Source organism: Rugamonas sp. FW305-51 (assembly GCF_058786935.1).
Window position 1 is genome coordinate 65904 of record NZ_JBYSZG010000024.1, and the last position, 25091, is coordinate 90994.

General features: G+C 67.2%; 18 protein-coding genes. 3 read left to right on the forward strand and 15 right to left on the reverse strand.

Going from position 1 to position 25091, the window contains the following annotated elements; all coding sequences use genetic code 11:
- Positions 1-10: 10 nt before the first annotated feature.
- From AC3WOS_RS17195 to AC3WOS_RS17230, 8 genes are all read right to left on the reverse strand, one after another.
- A complete protein-coding gene (locus tag AC3WOS_RS17195) occupies positions 11-1723 on the reverse strand; it encodes an AMP-binding protein (RefSeq protein WP_492717243.1) in 1713 nt (570 codons plus the stop codon).
- A gap of 221 nt (positions 1724-1944) precedes the next feature.
- Positions 1945-3330 carry an MFS transporter gene (locus AC3WOS_RS17200; RefSeq protein ID WP_492717244.1) on the reverse strand — a complete coding sequence of 462 codons (1386 nt, stop codon included), beginning with the start codon at positions 3328-3330 and terminating at the stop codon, positions 1945-1947.
- 80 nt (positions 3331-3410) lie between these two features.
- Positions 3411-4541, reverse strand: a complete 1131-nt coding sequence (locus tag AC3WOS_RS17205; protein WP_492717245.1) for a porin — start codon at positions 4539-4541, stop codon at positions 3411-3413.
- A gap of 102 nt (positions 4542-4643) precedes the next feature.
- On the reverse strand, positions 4644-5105 hold the full coding sequence (aroQ, locus tag AC3WOS_RS17210) for a type II 3-dehydroquinate dehydratase (protein WP_492717246.1): 462 nt from the start codon (positions 5103-5105) through the stop codon (positions 4644-4646).
- A 12-nt stretch (positions 5106-5117) separates the two neighbouring features.
- Positions 5118-6005 carry a sugar phosphate isomerase/epimerase family protein gene (locus tag AC3WOS_RS17215; RefSeq protein ID WP_492717247.1) on the reverse strand — a complete coding sequence of 296 codons (888 nt, stop codon included), beginning with the start codon at positions 6003-6005 and terminating at the stop codon, positions 5118-5120.
- Positions 6002-6847 (reverse strand): shikimate dehydrogenase family protein, encoded by an 846-nt coding sequence (locus tag AC3WOS_RS17220; protein ID WP_492717248.1) that lies wholly within the window; start codon positions 6845-6847, stop codon positions 6002-6004. The genes AC3WOS_RS17215 and AC3WOS_RS17220 overlap by 4 nt, the downstream gene beginning before the upstream one ends.
- Positions 6840-7724 carry a 4-hydroxyphenylpyruvate dioxygenase gene (locus tag AC3WOS_RS17225; protein ID WP_492717249.1) on the reverse strand — a complete coding sequence of 295 codons (885 nt, stop codon included), beginning with the start codon at positions 7722-7724 and terminating at the stop codon, positions 6840-6842. The genes AC3WOS_RS17220 and AC3WOS_RS17225 overlap by 8 nt, the downstream gene beginning before the upstream one ends.
- A gap of 281 nt (positions 7725-8005) precedes the next feature.
- Positions 8006-9202, reverse strand: a complete 1197-nt coding sequence (locus AC3WOS_RS17230; RefSeq protein ID WP_492717250.1) for a Bcr/CflA family efflux MFS transporter — start codon at positions 9200-9202, stop codon at positions 8006-8008.
- Between the two features lie 346 nt (positions 9203-9548).
- Here AC3WOS_RS17230 and AC3WOS_RS17235 point away from each other — a divergent pair, with 346 nt between their 5' ends.
- Positions 9549-10331 carry an IclR family transcriptional regulator domain-containing protein gene (locus AC3WOS_RS17235; protein ID WP_492717251.1) on the forward strand — a complete coding sequence of 261 codons (783 nt, stop codon included), beginning with the start codon at positions 9549-9551 and terminating at the stop codon, positions 10329-10331.
- Here AC3WOS_RS17235 and AC3WOS_RS17240 read toward each other — a convergent pair.
- From AC3WOS_RS17240 to AC3WOS_RS17265, 6 genes are all read right to left on the reverse strand, one after another.
- A complete protein-coding gene (locus AC3WOS_RS17240; protein WP_492717252.1) occupies positions 10315-12702 on the reverse strand; it encodes an efflux RND transporter permease subunit in 2388 nt (795 codons plus the stop codon). The two genes, AC3WOS_RS17235 and AC3WOS_RS17240, sit on opposite strands and share 17 nt — an antisense overlap.
- Before the next feature lie 5 nt (positions 12703-12707).
- On the reverse strand, positions 12708-13844 hold the full coding sequence (locus AC3WOS_RS17245; protein ID WP_492717253.1) for a WD40/YVTN/BNR-like repeat-containing protein: 1137 nt from the start codon (positions 13842-13844) through the stop codon (positions 12708-12710).
- Positions 13845-13996: 152 nt separating this feature from the next.
- Positions 13997-15337: a DUF1329 domain-containing protein gene (locus AC3WOS_RS17250; RefSeq protein WP_492717254.1), complete on the reverse strand. Its 1341-nt coding sequence runs from the start codon at positions 15335-15337 to the stop codon at positions 13997-13999.
- Between the two features lie 18 nt (positions 15338-15355).
- Positions 15356-17350: a DUF1302 domain-containing protein gene (locus tag AC3WOS_RS17255; protein ID WP_492717255.1), complete on the reverse strand. Its 1995-nt coding sequence runs from the start codon at positions 17348-17350 to the stop codon at positions 15356-15358.
- 57 nt (positions 17351-17407) lie between these two features.
- Positions 17408-19360, reverse strand: coding sequence for an alkyl/aryl-sulfatase (locus AC3WOS_RS17260; RefSeq protein WP_492717256.1), 1953 nt, complete (start codon positions 19358-19360; stop codon positions 17408-17410).
- A gap of 28 nt (positions 19361-19388) precedes the next feature.
- Positions 19389-21017, reverse strand: a complete 1629-nt coding sequence (locus AC3WOS_RS17265; protein ID WP_492717257.1) for a GMC family oxidoreductase — start codon at positions 21015-21017, stop codon at positions 19389-19391.
- Positions 21018-21126: 109 nt separating this feature from the next.
- On the opposite strand from AC3WOS_RS17265, the gene AC3WOS_RS17270 reads away from it, so the two are divergent.
- The gene (locus AC3WOS_RS17270) at positions 21127-22104 is read left to right on the forward strand and encodes a LysR family transcriptional regulator (RefSeq protein WP_492717258.1); all 978 of its coding nucleotides are present in this window, start codon (positions 21127-21129) and stop codon (positions 22102-22104) included.
- Here AC3WOS_RS17270 and AC3WOS_RS17275 read toward each other — a convergent pair.
- Positions 22089-23009 (reverse strand): LysR family transcriptional regulator, encoded by a 921-nt coding sequence (locus tag AC3WOS_RS17275; protein ID WP_492717259.1) that lies wholly within the window; start codon positions 23007-23009, stop codon positions 22089-22091. The two genes, AC3WOS_RS17270 and AC3WOS_RS17275, sit on opposite strands and share 16 nt — an antisense overlap.
- A 100-nt stretch (positions 23010-23109) precedes the next feature.
- On the opposite strand from AC3WOS_RS17275, the gene AC3WOS_RS17280 reads away from it, so the two are divergent.
- Positions 23110-24888: a sulfatase family protein gene (locus AC3WOS_RS17280; RefSeq protein WP_492717260.1), complete on the forward strand. Its 1779-nt coding sequence runs from the start codon at positions 23110-23112 to the stop codon at positions 24886-24888.
- Positions 24889-25091 lie beyond the last annotated feature (203 nt).

Here is a 25091-nt window from a genome sequence, read left to right on the forward strand (position 1 = left end):
CCTGCCCGGGTCAGGCGGTCTTCGCTTCCTGCAGGCCCAGCTCCTGCTTCATCAGGTCGCGGATCTTGAACTTCTGGATCTTGCCCGTGATCGTCATCGGGAATTCCTCGACGAAGCGGATGTGGCGCGGCACCTTGTGGTAGGCGATCTGGCCTTCGCAGAACTTGCGCACGCCCTCTTCCGTCAGGCTCTGGCCGGGCTTGACGACGATCCAGGCGCACAGCTCCTCGCCGTATTTGGCATCCGGCACGCCCACCACCTGCACGTCCTGCACGGCCGGATGGCGGTACAGGAATTCCTCGATCTCGCGCGGGTAGATGTTCTCGCCGCCCCGTATCACCATGTCCTTGATGCGGCCCACGATGTTGACGTAGCCTTCCTCGTTCATGGTGGCCAGGTCGCCCGTGTGCATCCAGCCGTCCGCGTCGATGGCCTCACGGGTCTGCACCTCGTCGCCCCAGTAGCCCTGCATCACCGAGTAGCCGCGCGTGCACAGTTCGCCCGGCTGGTTGCGCGCCGTGACGGCGCCCGTCTCCGGATCGACGATCTGCACTTCCAGGTGGTCGCGCACCGTGCCCACCGTGGACACGCGCATCGCCAGCGGCGTATCGGTGCCGCTCTGGCAGCTCACTGGGCTGGTCTCCGTCATGCCGTAGGCGATCGTCACCTCCGACATGTGCATGTCGCCCACCACGCGCTTCATCACCTCCACCGGGCACGGCGAGCCAGCCATGATGCCGGTGCGCAGCGTGGACAGGTCGAATTCGCCGAAGCGCGGATGGTCCAGCTCCGCGATGAACATGGTGGGCACGCCGTGCAGCACCGTGCAGCGCTCGTCCTGCACGGCCTGCAGCACGGCCAGCGGTTCGAAGCCGCTGCTGGGGTAGACGATGCAGGCGCCATGGGTCAGGCTGGCCAGGTTACCGAGCACCATGCCGAAGCAGTGGTACAGCGGCACGGGAATGCACAGGCGGTCGCGGTCGGTCAGCTTCATGGCCTCGCCGACGAAGAAGCCGTTGTTGAGGATATTGCGGTGCGTGAGCGTGGCGCCCTTGGGGAAGCCCGTCGTGCCGCTGGTGAACTGGATGTTGATGGCCTGCTCCGGCCGCACGCCGGCCGCCGCTTCGCGCACGCGCGCATCGTCGGCCAGTCCGCGCGCCAGCAGCGCCGAGAAACGCAGCATGCCCGCCTCTTCCGCGCCGGCGCCCTGCTCGTCTATCCACACCACCGTGCGCAAACCCGGCAGGCGCGCGCAGTGGAGCGCACCCGGCGCCGCCGTCGCCAGCTCCGGCGCCAGTTCTCGTATCATGGCCAGGTAGTCGCTGGTCTTGAAGCGGGCCATGCTGACCAGGGCCTTGCAGCCCACCTTGTTGAGCGCGTACTCCAGCTCCGCCACGCGGTAGGCCGGATTGATGTTCACCAGGATCAGTCCCAGGCGGGCCGTGGCCAGCTGCATCAGCACCCATTCCGCGTTGTTGTGCGACCAGATGGCGACCCGGTCGCCCGTCGCCAGCCCCGCCCCCAGCAGCGCGCTGGCCAGGCGGTTCACCTCGGCCTGCAACTGGCGGTAAGTGTAGCGCCGGCCCTGGTGCAGGCTGACCAGCGCCTCGGCGTCCGGATGGCGCGCCACGATGGCGTCGAAATAATCGCCTATGGTCTGTTCGATCAGCGGCTTGTCGGTCTGGCCGCGGGAATAGCTTTGCTCTGCCTGGTACTGCGTCATCTGGGTCTCCTGTGTCGTCATATAGTTCAAACTTGAACCAATGCATGCATCTTGTGTGCCCACAAAGATACCGCATCCCACAGCCCATCCGGCGCACTTTTTGCTGCAATCATGACTTAAAGACGAGAACAACGGGGGGCAGTGCCAACATTCGTGCACGAACTGAACAGAAATTCGGGGTCAGTTCCGGCAACTGGACACGGGCCTGGCCGTCGCGACTTCTACGGAAGAGTTCGTGTCCGAATGCCAGACCTGACCCCTTGCGCCCTCACCCCCAGCTCGTGCATCGGCACCTTGTACGTCTCGCGCGCCGTGGCGACCGAAATGGCGGAGACGATGCCGGTCGCCGTCACGAACGCGGCCACCGGCATCCAGCCTCCAGCACCCGGTTGCAAGATGGCGGCGCTGATGGTCGGGGCGAAGCCGCCCAGCGCAAAACCGATCTGGGTGCCGATCGCCATGCCGGACAAGCGCACGCGGGTATTGAACATCTCGCCATACAACGAAGGCCAGACACCGTTGGCCGCGCTGTACACCAGTCCTGACAGCAGCAGGCCGAAGACGAAGATCAGCGGCACGTTGGCGGTGCCGATGCTCCACATGTAGGGCCAGATCAGCGTGGCCGAACCGAGCGCGCCGAACATGAACACCGGCTTGCGGCCGATACGGTCCGCCAGCGCCGCGAACATCGGGATCGCGCCCAGCGCCACCACGTTCGCCAGCACCAGTACCGTCAGCATGGTGGAACGGGGAATGTGCATGGTATTGACCGCATACGACAGCGTGAACACGCTGAAGATGGTGCTGACCACCGACACTAGCGCGGCAAAGATCACGCGCACCAGGTTAGCCTTGTGGTCCTTGAACAGCAGGGCCACCGGCATGCGGTCCGACTTGTGGCTCGCCTCCTCGGCGAAGGCCGGCGTTTCGGGCAGCGTGCGGCGTACCCACATGCCGACCGCCACCACCACCGCGCTCAGGAAGAAGGGAATGCGCCAGCCCCAGGCCAGCAGCTGGTCTTCCGGCAGCGCGGAGATGGGCAGGAACACCAGCGTGGCCAGGATCAGGCCAGCCTGCGTGCCGCTCAAAGTGAAGCTGGTGAAAAAGGCGCGGCGGTGAGCCGGCGCGTGCTCGAGCGTCATCGAATTGGCGCCCGCCTGTTCGCCGGCGGCCGACAGTCCCTGCAGCATGCGCAGCACCACCAGCAGGATGGGCGCGGCGATGCCGATCTGGCCATAGGTCGGCAGCACGCCTACCATGAAGGTCGAAATCCCCATCAGCAGCAGCGTGAAAGTGAGCACCTTCTTGCGGCCGTACTTGTCGCCCACGTGGCCCAGCAGGACGGCGCCGATCGGACGGGTGACGTAGCCCACGCCGAAGGTGGCGAAGGCGGCGATGGTGGCCGTGGCCGGATCGAAGGCCGGGAAGAAGATCTTACCGAACACCAGCGCTGCCGCCGTGCCATAGATGAAGAAGTCGTAATACTCGACGGCGCTGCCGATCCAGCTGGCAAAGGCCGCCTTGCGCGGCGAACGTTGTGGCTTGGGCTCGCCGGCGGCGCCGGCGGCCCCCTGGCTGCGGACCGTGGTTGCAGTTGCAATTGACATGTGTTCCTCCAAGAACTTGAATGTACCCCGTTTGCGTGCGCCCCGGAACCGGGTCCCGGAACGCGCATCCTGGGCTGTTGTTAAAACTTGTGTAAGATGCCGGCCTGCAGGCCGGTCAGGCGCTTGCCGTTGATGTCGGCGCCGGCCAGGTTGGCCGACGGTCCGGCCGAACTGCTGAAGCGGAAGCCGGCGTTGGTCTCGTTCTGCATCACGCTGGCAAAGCCGTACAACACGGTGCGCTTGGACAGGTCGTAGTAGGCGCCCACGTTGCCCCCGCGCGCGCCCGCGTCGCCGCCCGACATGTCATGGATCACGCCATACAGCGCGCCCACCCGCAACTGGGGTGCGATGCGGTAGTCGGCCGACACCTGGTAGATGTTGTAGTAGCGTTCCGCGTTGACGTCCGTGCCCGGGAAGAAGTTGTTCGGACTGCTGACGTTGTTCAGGATGGTGCCGGCGTTGCGGCCGTTGGCGCTGCCCGTCGAGTTGTTGCTGCGGGCGGCGGCCAGGTAGATGGTGCCGGCGCTGTACTTGTAGTTGGCGTAGACGTTGTGATAGACCACCTTGTCATGCACGGTGGCGGTGACGGCGTTCGGCGTGGCCTGGAGGCCCGCGTAACCGGCGCGGTAAGGGCCGTTCTGGTAATCCAGCGACAGCTGCACGATGGCGCTGTTGCCACGGGTGGACGCGCCGTTTTCCGGCAGCGCGTAGTGCACGCCCAGCTGCACCCCGGCCAGGCGCGGCGAGCGGTACGACAGGTCGTTGTCGTAGCGCGAAGGGACGCCGAAGGTGTTGACGATGGAGCCGAAGGTGGTGCGGCTCGTGTAGTCGATGGCGCCGCCGATCAGGAACAGCTCCGTATTCTGGCGGCCGATGCGGTATTCGCCGTGGGGCGCGGCGATGCCGACCCAGGCCTGGCGATCGAACAGGCGGGAGGTGTCGGCACCCGTTCCGGTGTCGGCATTGAGACCCTGTTCCAGGTTGAAGCGCACCTGGTAGCCGCCGCCGATATCCTCGACGCCGAGGAAGCCGAGCCGGCTGCGCAGGATGGCGCCGTCGTTCAGGCCCGTGATGTGGGCGCCGGTGCTGCTGCGGATGTAGCCCAGGTATTCGTCGAAGTTACCGTAGATGGTGACGTTCGATTCAGCCTGCGCCACGCCTGCGGCCGACCACGCCGCCATGCAGGCCAGCGCCAGTATTTGCTTGTTCATGCTATCTCCAGATCGTTATCGTTATATCGCGGCGCCGCCGGGATGCCGGTGCGCCGCGGGTGTCCCCCCAGGACTGCCGCGAAGTGAGGGGGCTTCGTTTGCTTAAACTGCTTCTTCCGCCAGGGCGCTGATGGCCAGCGCGTAGCCGCGTACGCCGAACCCGGCCAACACCCCCGCCGCCACCGGCGACAGCCAGGAGTGGTGGCGGAACGGTTCGCGGGCATGGACGTTCGAGATGTGCAGCTCGATCACCCGCACCGCCGCGCCCTTGATGGCATCGTGCAACGCGACTGACGTATGGGTGTAGGCGCCCGCGTTGAACACCACGCCGGCCAGCTCTCCCCGTGCCTGGGCGGCGCCCGCCTCGTGTAGCGCGTCGATCAGCACACCCTCGTGGTTGGACTGGCGAAAGTCCAGCATCAACCCATGCCGTTCGCAGGCCTGGGCGCACAAGCGGGATACGTCTTCCAGCGTGGCCGCGCCATACACGGCCGGCTCGCGCTGACCCAGCAGATTCAGATTCGGGCCGTTCAGCACCAGCACCTTCTTGCGTCGCTGTTCCATGGTCACTTCCCTTCAGGCCATGACGGCATGGGCGGCCGTGGGCCGGCGCACGTCCAGGCTACGCCGCAGCACCTGATCCGTCACCCACTTTGCGGCCCGGTGGGCACGCTGCGCCACAATCTCCGGCGCCAGCTGCAGGTAGTCGTCGTTGAACACCTCGAAGCTGTAATCGCCCCGGTAGCCGCCCCGGTCCAGCCGGCGCAGCAGGTCGGTCAGCTCGCCCGAGTGGGCCCCTTCGCCGGGGAACACGCGCAGGTGCCGCGCCGTCTCCAGCCGTTCCTCGGCGCTGCGGATGTCGCGCCACATGAAGTCCGACAGCTGCACCATCGCGATCTTGGCGCTGGGGATGTCTTCCAGCCCGTCCAGATTGGCCTGGTTGGCCAGCATGTGGAAGGAGTCGATCACCACCCCCAGGTTGGCATGGTCCGCCATCTCCACCGCTTCCCACGACTGCTCGTACTGGTTCACATGGCGGCCCCAGGACAGCGCCTCGTAACCCACCCGCACCCCCAGCGGCACGGCCAGCGTGGCCAGCTTGGCCAGGTGGCGGGCGATCAGCGGCATGGCACCGCTAGCGTGGCTGGAGGTGCTGGAACATACCATCAGCAGCGGCGCGCCAACGGCCTGGCACACCAGCAGCATCTGGCGGGCGATATCGAGCTTGTACTCGTGCAGCGCGCCGTCCAGCCCCTCGTAGTCGCGCATCACCTGGATGCCCGTCACGCGCACGCCGCTGGCGCGCACCAGACGCACCGCCTCATCGAGCCCGCCCGGATGGCCGGCCAGGTCCCTGGCCCACAACATGATCTGGCTGAAGCCGGCCGCCCGCGAGGCGCGCAGTTTGGCTTCCAGCGGACCGGCCAGCGTGATGCTGTCCATGCCGAAGTTGGAGAGATTCATAAGGCCTCCAGCGCGCGGAAGGCGTCCGACGACACGCCGGGCCAGCCAAACAGTTCCAGGTACAGGGGCGCCTGCTCGATCAGCATTTCCTTGCCTTTCTGGATGCGGCAGCCGATCTCCTGCGCCTGGCGCAGCAGGCGGCTCATTTCGATCTTCATGCCGCAGTCGGCCACGATGCAGTCGGGCGACACGCCATTGAGGTCGATCGGCAGCGGATCGTCCGCCTGCATGCCCAGCGGCGTGGAATTGACCACCACGTCGAAACCGGCGGCAGCCGGCGGCGCGATCACGATCTCCGTGCCAGGAAAAGCCTGCTGCAGGCGGGCCTGCAGGGCCGTCGCATGCTCGGCACGGGTGTCGTAGATGGCCACCTGGCCGATGCCGCGTTCAGCCAGCGCATAAGCGATGGCGCAGCCGACGCCGCCGCTGCCGACCACCAGCGCGCGCGCCTTGGGCCAGTCCAGCGGACGCTCGCCGCAGGTACGGTCGAAGGCGCGGATGAAGCCTTCACCGTCGATCAGGTCGCCCAGCACCTTGCCATCCACATCCTTGTAGATGGCGTTGCAGGCGCCGGCCAGCACGGCGCGGGCGCTGGGCTGCTCGACGGCGCTCACGCTCATCGGCTTGTGCGGGATGGAGACGAAGATGCCGCCCACATTGGGGAAGGACATCAGCATGCGCACGGCCGCCGTGTACGACTCGGGCGGCACCTTGAGCGGCACGACGCGCGCGTCGACGCCATGGCGCTGGAAGTAGGCGTTGAACAGCGCGGGCGCCTTGACCTGCTCGACCGGCCAGCCGATCACGGGAAAAATGCGGGTGGTGCCGGAAATCTCAATCATGGTGGTTCTCCAGGTGGCTCACGACCAGCTCGAAGCTGACGCCGCCTTTGTACAGTTGGGTTAATGCGCCCCGTTCGCTGGACTGGGCCGGCGCACGGTCGATGAAGACGATGCCGCGCTGCTGCAAGGCGCGGGTGGCCGCCAGCACGTCCGGCACGCCGAAGCCGACGCGGATCAGCTGCTCGCCCCACTGCAGGCCGCCCGCCCCTTCCGGCGGCTCGACCAGTTGCAGGTAGAAGCGGTGGCAGGGGCTTTCCAGCAGCGTCCCTTTCGGCACGACGCCGAAATAGCGGCCTTCCGGCAGCACGCGAAAGTCCATCAGCTGCTGGTAGAAGTCGATCCACTCCGGCGCGCGGCCGGCGCCTATGGCCTGCACCACACCGAAGAAGTGCATGCCGGCCAGCGCGGGCGGATTGGCCGGCGCGTTCGGGATCGGCTTGAAATCGACGTCGTAGATGGAAAAGTCGCGGAAGCGGTCGACGAAGTAGAGGATGGAATCGCCCGCGCCATGCACGCCGGGGATGTTCAGCTCCATCACGCCGGCCCGGGTCTGGATCGCCCAGGCGCCCATGTCGATGGCGTGGCGGTAAGCCACGTCGGCGTCGCGCACCCGCAGGGCGATGGCGCTGATCACGGTGGACTGGGGATCGGTACCGGACTGCGGCAAGGCGCGCGGATCGGCGTTGACGATCACGTTCATCGAACCCTGGCGGTACAGGGTCACTTCCCGCGAGCGGTGGCGTGCCGTGGCCACGAATCCCAGCTGCTCGAGCAGCGCGCCGAAGGCCAGTGGCTGGGCGCTGGCATATTCGACGAATTCGATGCCGTCTATGCCCAGTGGATTGTGCGGTTCCGGATTGTGTTCTTGCGCCGTCATGATGGTCCTCGCTCGGTTGAATGAGGCCAGTGTAGAAATCTCTGGCGGCAAAAAATAGCGGTCAAAACGGCGCTTTTTGCGCTGAACGCGCGCACTGCGCGATTAGCGCGCAAAACGCATTTAATCCTATGCTCCGGCTCAAGTTCATGCAAAGGAAAAGGAGGTGTGCGGCGTTTTTGCAACAGAGGGCACCCGGTGGCGGCCAACCGGCGCAGAGGCGTTACGCCAACAAAGGAGATTGCGCGCTGATCGCGCACAGGGCGTCCGTCAGCCGCAAGGCTTCATGCCTGAAGCGCTTCTGCGCGCCGGTATGCGCGCTCCATGCCCAGGAAAGCCAGCAGGCCCAACGCGGTGCTGATGCAGCTCATGGCCAGCACCAGCGTGGCCGAAGCGCCCAACTGGCTGTGCGACACCAATTGGCCAACCACGAAGGCGATGGCCGTGATGATGCAGCCCGACGCCGCCGCGGCGCGTCCGGCCTGGTTGGCGAACGGCTCCACCGCCCCGCCCTGCCCGCAAGGCTGATGGAAGCCATGCCCCAGCATGAACACACACTGCGGCGCCAGCAGCGCCCATGGCGTATGCACGCCCGCCTGCGCCAGCAGGAACTGGCCGGCGCCGCCGGCCACCGACAACAGCGCGCCGATACGCACCACGCGCGGCACCGGATGACGGCGCAGGCAGCGGCGGCACATCACCGTGCCGACCAGGAAAGCGAGCGTACAGGCGGCCGGCACGGCGCCGTAGGCCACGCGCGACATACCGAAGTCGCGGATGAAAACGAACGGCGACAACAGCAGGAAACACATCGCGCCGCTGAAACTGATCCCCGCCAGCAGCGACGAGGCCAGGAACTGCGGATGGCGCAAGATGGCCCGGTAGCCCGCCGCATCGGCATCGGCAGCGTGGACGCGTGTCTCCTCCAGGCCCCGGTAGACGGCCAGCCAGGCCAGCGCGCCGAATCCGGCCACCAGCCCGATGGTCCAGTGCCAGCCCAGCCACTGTGTCACCAGGCCGCCGGCCAGCGGACTCAAAACGCCGACCAGGCCCATGCCCGTCATGGTGCGCGCCATGATGCCCATGCCCGCCGGCCCGGCGTAGCGGTCGCGGATCACGGCGCGCGCAGCGATCACACAAGCGGCGGCCGCCATGCCCAGGATGACGCGGCTGGCGACCAGCATCTCCAGTCCGTTGGCCAGCGCGCCCATCGTGGCCGCAGCCACATACAGCCCCAGTCCGCCCAGCAGCAAAGGGCGGCGGCCGATATGGTCGGCGCGCCAGCCTATCGCCAGTTGCGCCAGGCCGAAGGCGAGGATGAAGGCCGTCAGCGTCCACTGGACGGGGCCCGCGCGGCCGCCGAACTGGCTGGCAATCTGGGGCAAGGCCGGCAGGTAGACATCGGTCGCCACCAGCTGGCAAGCCAGCAGCAGCACCAGCACGGTGGCCAGCGAAGGCCGCAGGCGGCCGCCCGCGCTCATGCCGGCACCGCCGTTCCGTCGTTGGAAATGGCGGCTGGCGGCGCAGCATGGAAAGCGGGTGTCATGGGAAATCCTCGGAATCCGGCGTGGGCTGCCGTGGCGCGCCCGGGATGCCGGACGCCGCCCGATTGTAGAAACCGGGAGCGCGACATGAAAGAGGCAAAACGCGCCATTCGTGCGACAATCGCGCCAACTGCGCGCCTATCGCGCAAATAGCCAAAAAATGGGGACGTACCCCATTTCGAGGATGTGAAAATTAAGGAAAAATGGGGACGAAAAAAATGGGGACGTACCCCATTTCCAAAAATGGGGTACGTCCCCATTTTGTTGACCTCGGGGATGCAGCATGAAAAAACCGGCTTTGCTGGACGTGGTCGTCAACAAGCGCGACCAGATCGAGGGCCTGATCAAGGGCGTCGAGGTGATACGGGCCTTCGACCATGAGTCGGTGCGGCTCACGCCGACGGAACTGGGCGAGCGGGTCAACCTGAGCCGCACGGCGGCGCGGCGCTACCTGCTCACGCTGGTCCACATCGGCCTGGCGGCCACGGATGGGCGCACGTTCTGGCTGCGGCCCAGTGTTCTCAGCCTGGGCCACGCCTACGTGGACTCGGCCCGCCTGCCGCGCGCCGTCGTACCCTACCTGCAGCGCCTGACCAACCAGCTGCAGGAATCGACCAACTATTCCGTGCTCGACGGCGACGACGTGGTCTACGTCAGCCGCGTGAACGCGCCGCGCATCCTGCTGGCCGGCTTCGATCCCGGCATGCGGCTGCCGGCCTACACCTCCACCGCCGGGCGCGTGCTGCTGTCGTCCCTGACCGACGAGGCGCTGCTGGCCTACCTGGCCCGCATCACACCCATCGCCTACACGCACCTGACGGTGACGGACAAGGACCAGCTGTTCCGCGAGATCGTCGCCATCCGGGAAGACGGCTTCGGCTCCACGGAGAACCAGTACGAAATGGGCTTGCGCGGCATCTCCGTGCCCGTCAAGAACCGGGCCGGCACCGTGGTGGGCGCCCTGTCGACCTCCATGGCCACCTCCAACGGCAGCCGCAAGGAAGCCATCGCCCGCTGCGTGCCTGCCATGCAGGCCACGGCCAATACGCTCATGCTGTGGGTCTGATCTTGCCCCCCGACCGCACGATCAGCGCCGCCAGCGCGGGGATCATGACGATGGCGCCCACCATATTCCACAGGAACATGAACGTCAGCAGCAGCCCCATATCGGCCTGGAACTTGATGTCGGACCAGACCCAGGTCAGCACGCCCAGTGCCAGCGTCACCCCGGTCAGCGCCACTGCGGCGCCGGTGCCCTTGAGCGTCTCGAAATAGGCCGCCTTCAGGTCCAGCCCCCGGTCGAGGAAATGCTGCAAGCGGTTGTAGATGTAGATGCCGTAATCCACGCCGATGCCGATGCCCAGCGCGATCACGGGCAGCGTGGCCACTTTTACGCCCAGTCCCAGCCGCGCCATGATGGCCTCGCACAGGGCGGACGTGATATACAGCGGCAGCATGATGCAGATCGCCACCCGCCAGGAACGGAACTCCCACCAGACCAGCAGCGCGACGATGGCGTACACCAGGATCAGCATCTCCGTCTGCGCCTGCGCGATGACGATGTTGGTGGCCGCATCGATGCCGGCATTACCGCCGGCCAGCGTGAACCGGGCCGTCTGGTCATCGTTGGCGGCTGCGAACTGCTGGGCCGCCTGCACCACGCGCGCCAGCGTTTCGGCCTTGTGGTCGGCCAGGAACACCATCACCGGCACCATCGAGCAATCGTTGGAATACAGTTCGGACGGCAGCACCCGCTGCGCCGCATTCGAGACGAAACGGTTGCGCGACAACGCATGCCAGCGCAGGTCGCCGCCGTTGGAACCGGCGATGATCTTCTTCATGCCGCTGAACAGCGAGGTGGTGGACTCCACGCCCTGCAAGTTCTCCATCTCCCACTGGAAGCGGTCCACCTTGTCGGCCACGGGATAGGAGCCGCATTCGCCGGGTGCCGTCTTCACCATCACCACGAACACGTCGGCGCTGGTGGCATAGTGGCCGCTGATGTAGGCGCTGTCGCGGTTGTAGCGCGACTCGGCGCGCAGTTCCGGCGCGCCGGGATCGAGGTCGCCGATCTTGAGGTCGCGGCTCATGGTCCAGGCCACGCCCAGCACCAGCAACGCGAACGCGACGGCCATGCGGGCAAAGCGCGGCTCGGCGAAGCGGGCCAGCGCATGGGCCAGGCGGTGCCTGCTGGCCTGCTTGCGGGCCTGGTGGCGCAGGCAGGCGTCTGACACGCCCACATAGGACATCAGTATCGGCAGCAGGAACATCTTGGTCAGGATGATGACGCCCACGCCGATGGATGCCGAGATGGCCAGTTCGCGGATCACGCCGATGTCGATCACGAGCAGGGTCGAAAACCCCACCGCATCGCACAGCAGGGCTACGCTGCCGGGAATGAACAGCTGGCGGAAGGTGAGCTTGGCCGTCTCCATGTTGGAGGCGCCGGACAGGCGGGCGGTGGCCATGGTGTTGATGTTCTGGACCGCGTGCGACACGCCGATGGCGAACGTGAGGAACGGCACCAGGATCGAATACGGATCGAGCCCGAAACCGATCAGGTGCACGATGCCCAGCTGCCACAGCACGGCCAGGCTGCAGCAGAACACCGTGGCCAGGGTGCTGCGCCAGCAGCGCGAATACCACAGCAGCAGCGCCACCGTCAGCCCGAAAGTGATGGCGAAGAACAGCCCGATGGCGCGGGCGCCGGCGATCAGGTCGCCCACCACCTTGGCAAAGCCCGTGATATGCACGCGCACGCCGTTCTTGCCGTACTTGTCGCGCACCAGCGTTTCCAGCCGTTGCGACAGCTGGCCGTAATCGAGCCTGGCGCCCGTGTCGGGGTCCTTCTCCAGCAACGGCACCAGCACGATGGCCGAGCGCTGGTCGGCCGCCACCAGGCTGCCGATGCGGCCGGAACGGGCCACGTTGGCGCGCACCTCGTCGATCTTGGCCGGCGAGCCGTCAAAGCCCTGGGGGATGATCTGGCCGCCCACCATGCCGGCCTCCGTCACTTCCATCCACAGCACGTTGGGCGTCCACAGCGACTTCAGGTTGCCCCGGTCCACGCCGGGAATGTAGAACACTTCGTCCGTGATGCGGCGCAGCGTCTCCAGGTACGCGCGGCTGTAGATGTCCTTGCCCTCCGTCTCCACGGCGATGCGCACCACATTGCCCAGCGGGCGCAGCTCCGCTTCGTACTTCAGGTAGTTGGCGATGAAGGGATGCGAAGCCGGCACCATCTTCTGGAAACTGGCGTCCGGTTTCAGCTGCGCCGCCTGCCAGCCGAACAGCAGCGTGGCCAGCAGGAACAGGATCAGGATGGGCAGGCGCCATGCGAACAGGCGCGGTTCCAGCGTCCGTTCCAGCATGCCGAACTTTTCGTGGCCGCAGGCTGCATCGTCGGCCGCCGGGTGTGTCATGTCGTTCAGGTTCATGGTATTCACTTCGGGTTGGTGTAGACGGACAGGTGGACCCCGCCCATGCCGGCCAGCGCCAGCGTACGGCCCTGCAGCGTCATGGCAGCGAGCTCCATGCCGCGTGCCGGCGCCTGCGCGGCAAAGCTGCGGCCCTGGTCCGCGCTGCGGTACATGGTGCCGTCGCGCGCGGCCAGCAACAGCGCGCCGCCGGCATCGTGGACCGCGCCGATCAGGCTCTTGTCGCCCAGTCGCGGCAGTTCCTGCCAGCTGGCGCCCGCGTCCTCGCTGCGCAGCACGTGGCCGCCAAAGCCGTAGGCCAGCAGCGCGCCGGGTGCCGTTTCGGTCACGCCATACAGCTGGCCCTTGTAGCCGCTGTCGGCGCTGCGCCAGCTGTCGCCGTCGTCGCCGGAGCGGTAGACTTTGCCGCCTTCGCCTGCCAGATACAGCGCGCCGTCGGCGCCATGGCCGATGGCGTTGTAATGCAGCCCTTCCGGATTGGGGAGGCGCCCGGCGATCGACTCCCAGTGGGCGCCGCCGTCGCGCGTGCGCAATGCCTGGCCGTAGGAGCCCACGGCCCAGCCCAGGCTGCGGTTCCTGAACCACACGGCCAGCAACGGACGCGATGGGCCCGACTTGACGGCATCCTGCATGTCGTGCAGCGCGTTGTCGGCCTGCTCGACGGCCTGCCGGGCGGCCTTGGCGTCGCGCGCGCCCGCGAGTGCGGCGTGCGCACGCACGGCGCCCTGCTCGGCCTCGGCCAGCATCATTTCGTTGATCTGGTTGCCGTCCAGGCGCTTGTCCCAGCTCAGGCCACCGTCGCGCGTGGCCAGCAGCACGCCGTCATGACCGACGGCTACGCCATGGCTGGCGTCGGCAAAGTGCATGGCGGTGAGCGTGACGCCCACCGGCACCCTGGCCTGGCGCCAGGTGGTGCCGCCGTCGTCCGAAACGATGACGATGCCGCGTTCGCCGGCCGCCACCAGCCGCGTGCCGGCCGGCGCCAGCGCCAGCATCAGCGCACGGGACGCGAGCGCGGAGCCGCGGGCCGGCGTGGCCAGCGGATCGGCCAGCGCCGGCGCGGCCAGCATGGGCAGGCCGGCGGCGCCCAGGCACGCAGCCAGCGGCGCGGCGCGCCAGATATTACGCAGGTAGTGCTTCATGATTCAGTCCTTCTGTGTTGCGGTTCCGCGGCGCCGGGCAAAAAAACGCCCGGATCCCACTGGCGCGGGAGCGGGCGTAAGGAGACTCGCCTGGCGTGTCGTTTGCGCGGTGGCGCTTGCTGTTAGTTGCTGTTAGTTGCTGTTAGTTGCTGCTAGTTGCTGCTGCGGCGCAGGGTATCGGGCGTGAAATTACCCGCGTTCATCCTGCCGCCGAACCGGGCCGGCTTTTCCTGGTTGCCCAAGCCCGTCACCAGGTAACGGCGCGCCTGCAGGTCGTAGAACACTTCGGCGCTGAACCATGGCGTGGGCGCGTCGTAGAACTGGATCGCGTCGATCTCGTGCACGCGCCACAGTTCGCCGCGGCCATCGTAGGCGTCGGCATGGGCGATCTGCCAGCTGTCCTCGTCGATGTAGAACACGCGCTTGGCGTACACGTGGCGCTTGCCCGGCTTGAGCGTCGCTTCCACCACCCACACGCGGTGCGGCTCGTAGCGCACCACGTCCTGGTTCAGGTGACCGGGACGCACAATGTCGGTGTACTTCAGGCTCTTGCTGGTCAGCTTGAAGTTGTTGTAGGAGACGATCATCTCCTTCTTGCCGATCAGCTTCCAGTCGTAGCGGTCGGGCGAGCCGTTAAAGCCGTCGTAATCATCCGTCGTGCGCAGACCGTCGGAGCCGGAACCGGGCGTGTCGTAGGCCACGTCGGGCGCGCGCAGCACGCGGCGCTGGCCGGGGTTGTACATCCACGCGAGGCGCGATTCCTTTACCTGGTCGACGGGATCGACCACCAGCAACGCCTCGCCGGCCACGCTGGTGGGGCCGGTGATGGTGCCCATGTAGTACAGCAGGCGGTTCGGCTCCGGCTTGTCGATGGCGTTGGCGAAGGCCAGCGTCTCGGTCCGGGTCACGGGCGTGAAGGCGCCGCTGGCCTGCACCGGAAACTCGGCGCTGTAGCGCTGCACGCTGCCACCCCGGTAGCGCATGATGTGGTTCCACACCACTTCCACCCCGCTTTTTGGCTGCGGGAACGGCACCGTGGAACGGGCCACGTTGACCACGCCGTTGCCGCCGGATGCCAGTTCGGCCTTGCCCGCTTCGGCCTTGATGCTGTCGTACACGGCCTGCGGATAGCCGGCCGTGCGGTGGCTGGGATAGACATTGAGCTTGTAGCTGGGGAAGCGCTTGAGCATCTCCAGCTGGCCCGGTGCCAGCTTGTCCTTGTACTGGGCCATGTTGGCGGCCGTGATCGTGTACAGCGGCTTCTCGCCGGCGTACGGATCGAGGTAGCCGGCCTTGGCGTCGAAGCCGGCCGGCGGCTTCACCAGGCCGCCGTCCCAGGCAGGAATGACGCCGTCCTTGCTGCCCGCCTTCTCCGAACCCATGGGAGTCAGGTCCTTGCCCAGCCGCTCCACGTCCGCCGCGGACATGCCGGCCCAGGCGTTCGTTGCCAGCGCGACGGCGCTGGCCAGTACCAGTTTGCTGATGACTTTCATGCTGTCTCCATCCCCTGCTTAGAAGTTGATGCCGACGACGAAGGAAAAGTTATCCCGGTCGTGCAGCACGTCATATTTGGCGTTCTTGTTGTAGCGCGTGTAGCTGAGCTCCGCGTAGTAGCGGTTGTTGTAGTCGGCGCGCAGCGTGCTGCCCAGTGCCTGGCGGTCCTGGACGAAGGTGCCGTCGCCCGAATAGCCCTTCACATCGTGCGACCAGAACAGCTTGGGCTTGAGGTTGATGCCCGCATACACGTCGCTGAAGGTCAACTCGCCCTGCAGGCGGTAGCCCCAGGCGCTGGTGGTGACGTAGCCCTGGTTCTCGCAGTACGGCGCGTAGCCGTTCAGGCCCGCGCAGGTGCCGCCCAGCGCCGCCGTGGGGCCAAAGCCGTACAGGAAGCCGCGGCCATAACGGGTGGAAGTGGCCGGATCGCCGATGCCGCTCCAGTGCTGGAAGCCCACTTCACCGAGCAAACTGGCACTGCTGGCGCCCAGCGTGGGGCCGAACAGCTTCAAGGCCGACACCTGGATCTGGTCCTTGTTCTTCAAGTCATAGCCGTGGGTGATGGAACCTTGCGCGATGGACGGATCGCGCACCCAGCGCGCCAGCGCGCCCTGTGGCCCGATGCCCAACACGCTGCCCACCACCAGGTCGGGCGCATTGATCTGCACCGGCACGCCGTGGGTGTGGCTAGCCTCGCCGAACACGGAGACGCCGCCCAGCTCCGTCGCCGCCGACACGGCCAGTGACTGGATGTTGGTGGCGCTGTAGTCCCACGCCAGCTCCACGCCGGGGAAGGCGCCCAGCGTGCCGATCTGCCTGGCCGCTGCCGCCTGGCCCAGGCCGGCCAACACCTTGGACAAGGCCGTCAACGGCGCGGCATACTGGCCCGAATACAGCGATGGCGCCGGAGACGGCGTGTGGGCGGCCGACAAGGTGGGCGTGCGCGCATGGTAGTTGGCGAAGTAGAAGCCGAAGTCCGTGCCGAGCGCATCGGCGAATACATGGGACGACAGGCCGAACTGCCCGCTGTTCTTCGGTGTCGGGTCCGGCGCCCGGCCCAGGCGGAAGTTGAACGGCACCTTGGCCAGTGCGGCGGCACCAGCGGCGTTGAGCAGGGCCGGCGGCATGGCGCCCAGCGCCGGCACGCCGTTGTACTGTTTCTGGTCGTTGCCGATCGCGTCGCCGAACACCACGGCGCCGCCGGGACAGTTGAGCGAATCGACCAGCGACCAGTAGGTGCCGCAGCCGTCGAACAGGGTATGTTCCCATTTGAGCTGGTAGAACGCCTCAATCGAGACGCCGTCTCCCAGCCCGAGGTTGGCCGTCAGCTGGGGCAGCGGCCGCAGGATTTCCTTGACCTGGGCGCCCGGACGGTGGGCCGCGGTCAGGTCGAATGCGCCCATGGCGTTGATGCCGGGGATGAAGGCGCTCTCGCCCCAGTTCACCACCTGGTTGCCCAGCTTGACGTTGAGCGGCTTGCCGGCCAGGTCGAATTCGCCGAACACATAAGCGTCAGCCAGCGCCGCGCCGGAAAAGCCCGTATTGGCATAGAAGCCCTGGTCGCTCAACTTCGCGCCGGGCACGTAGCCGTTGTTGAAACTGCCGTGCGCCACGCCCTTCTCGCTCAGCGTGTAGTCGTACCAGGCAGTGGCCCGCACAAACACACCCAGGTTCTCGCGCTTGAGCTGCAACTCGCCCGTGGCCTTGGGCCCGCTGGAATAGGCCGTGCCCTTGTTGAAGTTCAGGTTGCCGTCGTCATGGCCGTTGCCCACGCCGGGCGTGCCGCCGTTGGCGCCCGAGACGAGATTGGGATCGCGGTCCGTGGCGCGCCAGCTGGCGCCCATGCTGGCGTTGAGCGACCAACGGCCCTCCACGCCGTTATCGAGCGTAAAGCTGTCCGCCTGCGCCGCATGGGCCGCGGCCAGCGCCATGGTGGCCAGCGCCATGCGGCACGCCAGTGCCAGCGCCGTGGGGCGCGCCTGGCATGGCCGGTTCTGTTCTTGCTTGTGCATCCTGTCTCCCTTGCTGTTTTTGTATAGTTTTGACTGCGCTACTGCTTACAACGCCCGTCAGCGCGTGACGACGGGGAACTGCGGATCGAACTGGTCGAAATTGCCGAACAGCGCGGCCAGCGCCTTTGGATCGCCGTCCAGCTTGACTTCGCCCGCCTGGACCAGCTGCGCCAGCGGCACCTTGGCCACCAGCATCTTGAACAGGGCCGCGCGGCTCAGGGTCAGCGCGGCGTCGGGCCGGGCCAGCACGCGGCCCCGGGTGTTGTTCAACACGGAGTTCGACAGCTCCAGCGCGTAGTTCTCATGGCTGTCGGTGAAGGCGATGTTCACGCCCAGGTGCAGGCCGTCGGCCTTCTCGTGGTTCAGGCGCACGGCCAGGAAGTCGAAGATCATTTCGACCGACATGGCGCGCGTCAGGTCCGGACCCTGGGTGGACATGTGCAGCGCCGTGATGCCGTCGCGCAGTTCGTGGGCGCCGGTCAGGTATTCGTTGCGCCAGATGGCCGATTCGGCCTGGTAGCCCAGCTGTTCCAGCGTGTCGGCCTGCAGCAGGCGGGCCGCCTTGTTGGCCGGATCGGCCTGCACCAGGTGGTTGAGCATCTCGGCCACCCAGCGGTAGTCGCCCGCCGCGTAGCCGGCCCTGGCCTGCTTGAGCACCGCTTTGGCGCCGCCCATCGCCGCCACATAACGCTGCGCGCGCTCCTTGCCCGGCAAGCGGTTCAGCGTGGCCGGGTTGCTGTCGTACCAGCCCAGGTAGTAATCGACCACGGCCCGCAGGTTGTGGCTCAGCGTGCCGTAATAGCCATGGGTGGAAAAATCGGCCTTGAGCGCCTTGGGGAAGAAAGTGGCATTGCCCACATCGTCGATAGGCACGCCGCGGTTGGCCAGGTTCAGGGCCTGGTCGTGGATGAAGCGGTACATGTCGCGCTGGTTGGCCAGCTGCTGGCGCAGGCGGTCCTGGCCCCACACGGGCCAGTGGTGGCTGCGGAAGCCCACCTGCGCGTCCGGGAACAGGTCCAGCATTTCGTTGATGTATTTGCTCCAGCCCAGCGCGTCGCGCATGCGGGCGCCGCGCAGGGTGTAGATGTTGTGCATATTGGCCGTGGCCACTTCGGCCAGGCACAGTGCGTGGCGTTCGGGGATGTAGAACGTCATCTCGGACGGCGCTTCCGAGCCGTTCGCCAGCTGGAATACGAAGCGCAGGCCGTCGATATCCATCGCCTGCCCGGTCTTGCCGACCGAGTCCGTGGGCGCGATCAGGCCGATGGTGCCGGTCGAGACTTTCTTGCCCAGGCCTGTGCCGACGATGCCTTGCGGGCCCGCTGCCAGCGGCATACCGAACTGGTATTGGGCGCGGCGCGCCATGGCGTTGCCGGCCAGGACGTTCTCGGCCACGGAAGTCTCCATGAAGCCTTCCGGCGCGATGATGCGCACCTTGCCCGACTGCAGATCCTCCTCGCTGGTCACGCCGCGCACGCCGCCGAAGTGGTCCGCGTGGCCGTGGGTGTAGATCACGGCCGCCACCGGGCGGCGGCCCAGGTGCTGCTGGGCGAATTCCAGCCCGGCGCGCGCCATCTCGGCGCTCACCAGCGGGTCGACCACGATCCAGCCCGTCCGGCCCTCGATCAGGGTCATGTTGGAGATGTCGAAGCCACGCAGCTGGTAGATGCCGTCGCTGACCTTGTACAGGCCGTGCGCGTTGTTCAGCGCTTCCTGGCGCCACAGGCTGGGGTTGACGCTGGCCGGCGCAGCGCCCTGGATGAAGTCGAACAGGTGCGGCTGCCAGATCACGTTGCCGGCGGCATCCTTGTACGGCGCGTCTGGCATGGCTGCCACCAGGCCGCGCGTGGCGTCGTCGAAGTCCTGGCGGTCGGCCAGCGGCAATGCGGCGCCGAAGGCCTGGTTGGCGACGGCCGTGTAGCGGCTGGCCGGTTGCGATGGGGTGGCTGCGCCGGCCTGCAGGGTGCAGAAGGCCAACGCCAGCGCCGTGAGGCGGGCGGTCAAAGGCATGGTTACGGTTCCTTGGGTTGAAGTAGTGTCAGGCTGCCTGGCTGGCGCGGGCATCGGCCAGGATCATCCGGGCCGCCTTTTCGGCGATCATGATGGTGGGCGCATTGGTGTTGCCGCCGATGACGGTGGGCATGATGGAGGCGTCGACCACGCGCAGGCCGGCCATGCCGCGCACGCGCAGGCGCTCGTCCACCACGGCCAGCGCGTCCTCGCGCGGCCCCATCTTGCAGGTGCCCACGGGGTGGTACTGGGTGTCGGCGCGGGAGCGGATGTCGTCGATCAGGGCGGCCGTGTCGCCGGCGGCGACCGGGTACAGCATCCGGCCGCGCACGGCGTCGAACGGCGCCGCTTCCATGATGCGCTGCTGGACCTGGGCGCCCTTGACCAGCAGCTCCAGGTCGCGCGGGTCGGACAGGAAGCGCGGGTCGATCACGGGCGCCAGGCGCGGATCGCTGCCCTGCAACGTCACCGTGCCGCGGCTGTGGGGACGCAGCACGTCCACGTGGCAGGACATGCCGTGGCCCAGGTGGGCCTTGCGCGCGTGGTCGTCCACCATGGCCAGCACGAACACCAGTTGCAGGTCCGGCGCCGGCAATCCGGGGCCGGAGCGGAAGAAGGCGCCCGCCTCCGCGATCTGGCTGGCCACCATGCCGGTGCGGTGGCGCTTCCACTCCAGCATGGCGGCGGCCAGCTTGGCCGTGCCGCGCAGCGACACGCCATAGCTTTCCGTCTTGCTGGGCAGGCGCCAGCTCTGCACGTAATCGATATGGTCCTGCAGGTTGCGGCCCACGCCCGCCAGGTCCAGCACCGGGGCGATGCCGTGGGATGCGCAATGGGCGCCCGGCCCTATGCCCGACAACATCAGCAGCTGGGGCGAGCCGAAGGCGCCGGCCGACACGATCACTTCGCGCTGCGCATGCACCTCATGCATCACATTGTCGCGGATATAGGCCACGCCCTTGGCTGCGCGTCCTTCGCATACGATGCGCGACGACACGGCGTGGGTAATCACCTTCAGGTTGGGACGCGACAGCTTGGGCGTCAGGTAGCCCTTGGCGGCGCTGCAGCGCTCGCCGTTGCGGTGCGTGACCTGGTACATGAAGGCGCCATCCTGCCCGGCGCCGTTGTAGTCGGCCGTATAAGCGATGCCCTGGGTGGCGGCGGCGTCGATGAACATCTGGTTGAGCGGGCTGGCGTGGCGCGGATAGCAGACGTTGAGCGGGCCGCCGCGGCCGTGCCAGCCGTCGTAACCGTCGCCCAGTTCATGGTTCTCGGCCTGCTTGAAGTACGGCAGCACGTCGTTGTAGGACCAGCCGGCGTTGCCCAGCGCGCCCCAGTGGTCATAGTCCCAGCGGTGGCCGCGCACGTACAGCATGGCGTTGATGGAACTGCTGCCGCCCAGCGTCTTGCCGCGCGGCTGGTAGCCGCGGCGGCCGTTCAGGCCGGGCTGGGGCACGGTCTGGTAGGCGTAGTTGTTGATCCTGGTCGGCACCATGGCTACCAGGCCGGCCGGCGCGTGGATCAGCACGCTGCTGTCGGGGCCGCCCGCCTCCAGCAGGCACACCGTCACGTCGGGGTCTTCCGTCAGGCGGGCCGCCAGCACGCAACCGGCCGAACCGGCGCCGACGATGACGTAGTCGAAATATTGCTTGTCCATGCATGTCTCCAGTTACGCGCCGCTTGGTTTTTTGATGCGCGGCGTCAAGGTGGAGCCCAGTGTAGGGTGGACGATTTTTGCTGTCCAATGCATCATTTTGATCGTTATAATGCATTACCTGCATGAATCGGACGACACCATGGACTTGAAACGGCTGCGCTACGCCATCGCCCTGGCGGATGAACTGAACTTCGCCCGGGCCGCCGACCGCCTGCACCTGTCGCAGCCGGCCCTGAGCCGCAGCATCCAGACGCTGGAGGAGGAACTGGGCCTGCTGTTGTTCGACCGCGACAACCGCAACGTCAAGCTGACCACGGTGGGCGCCGTGTTCCTGGAACAGGCCAGGAAGCTGATCTTCCAGATGCGCAACCTGGAACGCGACATGGGCTTGATACGCGATGCGGAAATGGGCCAGGTGGCCTTTGGCGTGGGACCGCTGCCCACCGCCTCCATGCTGCCGCCGCTGGTGCGCTATCTGCGCCGCGAGCGCCCCGGCCTGTCGCTGCAAGTGTCGAGCAACAACTGGCGCAACCTGCTGGTGCACCTGAAGGCCGAGCAGATCGAATTCTTCATCGCCGACACGCGCGACATCGCGCCCGAGCCCGACCTGGCCGTCACGCCCATCTGCCGCCAGCACGGCCGCTTCATGTGCCGCCCCGGCCATCCGCTGCTGGGCGCATCCGGACGCAGCCCGGCCGACCTGCTGCCCTACGGCTTCGCCTCGCTGCTGCTGCCGCGCGAGATGAAAGCGGTGTTCCGCAAGGTGCTGGGCATGCCGGCCCATGCGCCGCTGCCCGTGATCTTCGAGTGCGACAACATGCACATCCTGAAGGAGATGGCGCAGGACGACGACATCATCCTGCTGGCGACGGAAGCGGCCGTGGCCGGCGAAATCGCGGCCGGTACGCTGGAACCACTCGACTTTCCCGGCCTGCCGCCCATGTACGCGGAGATCGGCGCCGTGCAGCTGGCCGGCCGCACGCTGTCGCCGGCCGCCCGGCTGGTGCTGGAGCGGCTGCACGGCATCGCTGCCGCGGCGCCGGGCACCACTGTGTTCCGCGACGGCAGTTATCAGCCCGCGTCCTGAAGCGTGGCCGCGCTGGCCGCGCGCAAGCGCGCGATCACGGCCTGCGCGGCCGGCGAGAGGCTGCGCTCGCGCAGCGTGGCCACGCTCATCGCCACGCCCAGGCCGTCCACGCCGGGCATGGACAATGCCACCAGGTCACCGTGCGCCAGCTCCTGACGCACCACGGCGCGGGTGGAGAGCAGCAGCAGGTCGCTGTGCAGCACCACCCGCTTGAGGATGTCCAGATTGTCGCAGGCGAGCATCTGCGCGCCCCAGCCGCCCGGGGCCTCCAGCGTGGCGGCCAGTTGCGGCGGCAGGAACGCGGCGTCCGGCAGATGGACCGAGGCAAAGCCATAGCGCGCCAGCGCATCGATGCCCGTTGCCGGCGCCCGCGTCAACGGGTGACCGGCACGGCAGGCGATGAGGCCATCCTGGTCGCCGAACGGCGCAATCGTCACTTCCCTGTCTTCGGCCAGCGTGCGCGCATCGGCCACGAAAAATTCTATCCGTTCCGACTTCAGGTGCTCCACCAGGATGGGCGCGTTGTTGATCTCCACCGCTACCCGCAGCCGCGGACACTCGACGGCCACCCGCTCCAGCGCCGCGCCCAGGAAGGCGGCGGCCGGAAACGGCCCGATGCCGAAACTGAGGCGGCCCGATGCGCCATCGCCCAGCGCCCGCATATCGTGCTGCAGGTCGCCCAGCACCTTGGCCGCATGCCGCGCGCGCGCGACGAACTGGCGTCCGGCCGCCGTCGCCACCACGCCGTCGCGGGTGCGGTCGAACAGCACCACGCCCAGGTCGGCCTCCAGCGCCTGCACGCTGCGCGAGAGCGCGGACTGGCTCAGGTGCACACGCTCGGCGGCCTTGATGAAACTGCCCTCTTCATGCAGGGCGACGATGTAGCGCAGCTTGCGGATATCCATGGTGTATGCGGAGAATGCATTGCAAAGGATGAATATTACGCGATTGCCTCATACGGCGGCCACCCCAATAATCGGTGCAGACCATCACGAGGAGAGATTCATGACAGATACCAACTTCCGCCGGCGTCGCCAGTTGGTGGCCGGCCTGGGCGCGCTCGGCGCAGCCACCGTGGCCGGCGAACTGGCCGGCGGCGGCCAGCGGCCGTACACCGCCCCCAGGCTGGCCGGCGCGGTGGCGGCCCAGACCCGGCGCGAGCGCCGCCCCAACATCCTGCTCATCGTCAGCGACCAGGAGCGCAGCGGCGCCGACCTCCCCGCCGGCCTGGAACTGCACGCCCACGAATGGCTGCAGGAACGCGGCACCAGCTTTACCGAGTACCACGCCAACACCACGCCCTGCTCGCCGTCGCGCTCGAACATGTATTTCGGCCAGCATACCCAGCACACGCGCATGACGGCCAATATCGAAGCACCGCCCACCTTTCCACAACTGCCCGACGGCCTGCCCAGCGTCGGCCACCTGCTGCGGGCGCAAGGTTATTACACGGCCTACAAGGGCAAATGGCACTTATCCCCCGTGCGCCACGACCCTGGCCTGACCTACGGCCCCTATCCCAGCGTGGCCGATGCGCTGGAACCGTACGGCTTTTCCGACTTCAACACCGACGGCGATCCCCACGGCGCCACCTGGACCGGCTTTCGCACCGACCGCCAGACGGCCAGCAACGCCATCGAATGGCTGGGCACCAAGGGCCGCGCCATGCAGGGCAAACAGCCCTGGTTCCTGGCCGTCAATTTCGTCAATCCGCACGACGTCATGTATTTCAACACCGGACCGCAGCAGGAACAGTCGCGCATCCGCCACGACGTGCTGGCGCCGCTGGCCGGCGCCCCGCACGCCAGTCCGTATCACCGCTACTGGGACCTGCCGCTACCGCACAGCTTCTATGCCGACACGCTGGCCGAAAAACCCAGCGCCCAGCGTCAGTTCGCCGACCTGTGCAGCGCCCTCTATGGTCACATCGGGGCGCGTGACGAAGTGGCCTGGCGCGCCTATCAAAGCTATTACTTCAACTGCATCCGCGACGTGGACCGGCAGGCCTTGTCGGTCCTGCGGGCGCTCGAGGAATTCGGGCTGGACGACGACACCATCGTGATCTACACGGCCGACCATGGCGAAATGGCGGGCGCCCACGGCCTGCGCCAGAAAGGGCCGCACATCTACAAGGAGAACGTGCGCTTGCCGTTCCTGGTGCGCCATCCCGACGCGGCCCGCGGCAGCAGCACGCCGGCCCTGGCCTCCTGCCTCGACCTCACGCCTACGCTGCTGGGCTTTGCCGGGGTCGAGCCGCGCGCCTGCGCCGAAGCCTATCCTTACCTGAAAGGTGTGGATGTGTCGCCGGCCGTGGCCTCACCGACGGCGCGCACGGAGCGCGACCGGCGCGGCATCCTGTTCAATTACGGCGTGCCGCTCTATATCGACGGCGACTACACGCAAAGCTCGATCCGCACCGACCACGTGATCGACAGGCTGACGCCGCTGCGCGTGCTGCTGCACGGCGAGCGTCCCCTGCCCAGCCTGGAGCATCACGCGCTGTTCCGCGGCATCCACGATGGCCGTTACAAGTTCGCCCGCTATTTCAAGCCGTCCGAACACCACAAGCCGCGCGACTGGGCGACGCTGCTGGCGCACAACGAGCTGGAACTGTACGACACGCGCCGCGACCCCGATGAGTTGGACAACCTCGCGGCGCGCCCGGAGCAGCACAAGGAGTTGCTGCTGTCACTGGCGGCCCGCACCAACGCGCTGCTGGACCTGGAAGTGGGCGCCGACGATGGTGCCGAATTCCCCGGCCCCCGATTGCTGTACAACTTGTAGCAAGACTGGGGGCGCACCATGCGGCCCCCAGTCGCAGTACGTCAAGTGGCACTGCCGCTGTTTGGCGCCGTGCCGGGCACCGCGCCGCCCGGTCCTGACCGCGCTGCCCGGCGGTCTGCAGGACTTGCCCGCACCAGGCCACGTCTCGCGGTCGACGCTGCGCGACAGGCCTTCGCCCCTCCCTGACAGGCCGGCCGCCATGC

Bases quoted from the DNA above. Each gene is read 5' to 3' on its own strand.
- AC3WOS_RS17195 (WP_492717243.1), bottom strand. From the start codon at position 1,723: ATGACGCAGTACCAGGCAGAGCAAAGCTATTCCCGCGGCCAGACCGAC.
- AC3WOS_RS17240 (WP_492717252.1), bottom strand. From the start codon at position 12,702: ATGAACCTGAACGACATGACACACCCGGCGGCCGACGATGCAGCCTGC.
- AC3WOS_RS17265 (WP_492717257.1), bottom strand. From the start codon at position 21,017: ATGGACAAGCAATATTTCGACTACGTCATCGTCGGCGCCGGTTCGGCC.
- AC3WOS_RS17220 (WP_492717248.1), bottom strand. From the start codon at position 6,847: ATGATTGAGATTTCCGGCACCACCCGCATTTTTCCCGTGATCGGCTGG.
- AC3WOS_RS17205 (WP_492717245.1), bottom strand. From the start codon at position 4,541: ATGAACAAGCAAATACTGGCGCTGGCCTGCATGGCGGCGTGGTCGGCC.
- AC3WOS_RS17225 (WP_492717249.1), bottom strand. From the start codon at position 7,724: ATGACGGCGCAAGAACACAATCCGGAACCGCACAATCCACTGGGCATA.
- aroQ (WP_492717246.1), bottom strand. From the start codon at position 5,105: ATGGAACAGCGACGCAAGAAGGTGCTGGTGCTGAACGGCCCGAATCTG.
- AC3WOS_RS17270 (WP_492717258.1), top strand. From the start codon at position 21,127: ATGCATTACCTGCATGAATCGGACGACACCATGGACTTGAAACGGCTG.
- AC3WOS_RS17235 (WP_492717251.1), top strand. From the start codon at position 9,549: ATGAAAAAACCGGCTTTGCTGGACGTGGTCGTCAACAAGCGCGACCAG.
- AC3WOS_RS17255 (WP_492717255.1), bottom strand. From the start codon at position 17,350: ATGCACAAGCAAGAACAGAACCGGCCATGCCAGGCGCGCCCCACGGCG.
- AC3WOS_RS17260 (WP_492717256.1), bottom strand. From the start codon at position 19,360: ATGCCTTTGACCGCCCGCCTCACGGCGCTGGCGTTGGCCTTCTGCACC.
- AC3WOS_RS17215 (WP_492717247.1), bottom strand. From the start codon at position 6,005: ATGAATCTCTCCAACTTCGGCATGGACAGCATCACGCTGGCCGGTCCG.
- AC3WOS_RS17275 (WP_492717259.1), bottom strand. From the start codon at position 23,009: ATGGATATCCGCAAGCTGCGCTACATCGTCGCCCTGCATGAAGAGGGC.
- AC3WOS_RS17200 (WP_492717244.1), bottom strand. From the start codon at position 3,330: ATGTCAATTGCAACTGCAACCACGGTCCGCAGCCAGGGGGCCGCCGGC.
- AC3WOS_RS17250 (WP_492717254.1), bottom strand. From the start codon at position 15,337: ATGAAAGTCATCAGCAAACTGGTACTGGCCAGCGCCGTCGCGCTGGCA.
- AC3WOS_RS17245 (WP_492717253.1), bottom strand. From the start codon at position 13,844: ATGAAGCACTACCTGCGTAATATCTGGCGCGCCGCGCCGCTGGCTGCG.
- AC3WOS_RS17280 (WP_492717260.1), top strand. From the start codon at position 23,110: ATGACAGATACCAACTTCCGCCGGCGTCGCCAGTTGGTGGCCGGCCTG.
- AC3WOS_RS17230 (WP_492717250.1), bottom strand. From the start codon at position 9,202: ATGAGCGCGGGCGGCCGCCTGCGGCCTTCGCTGGCCACCGTGCTGGTG.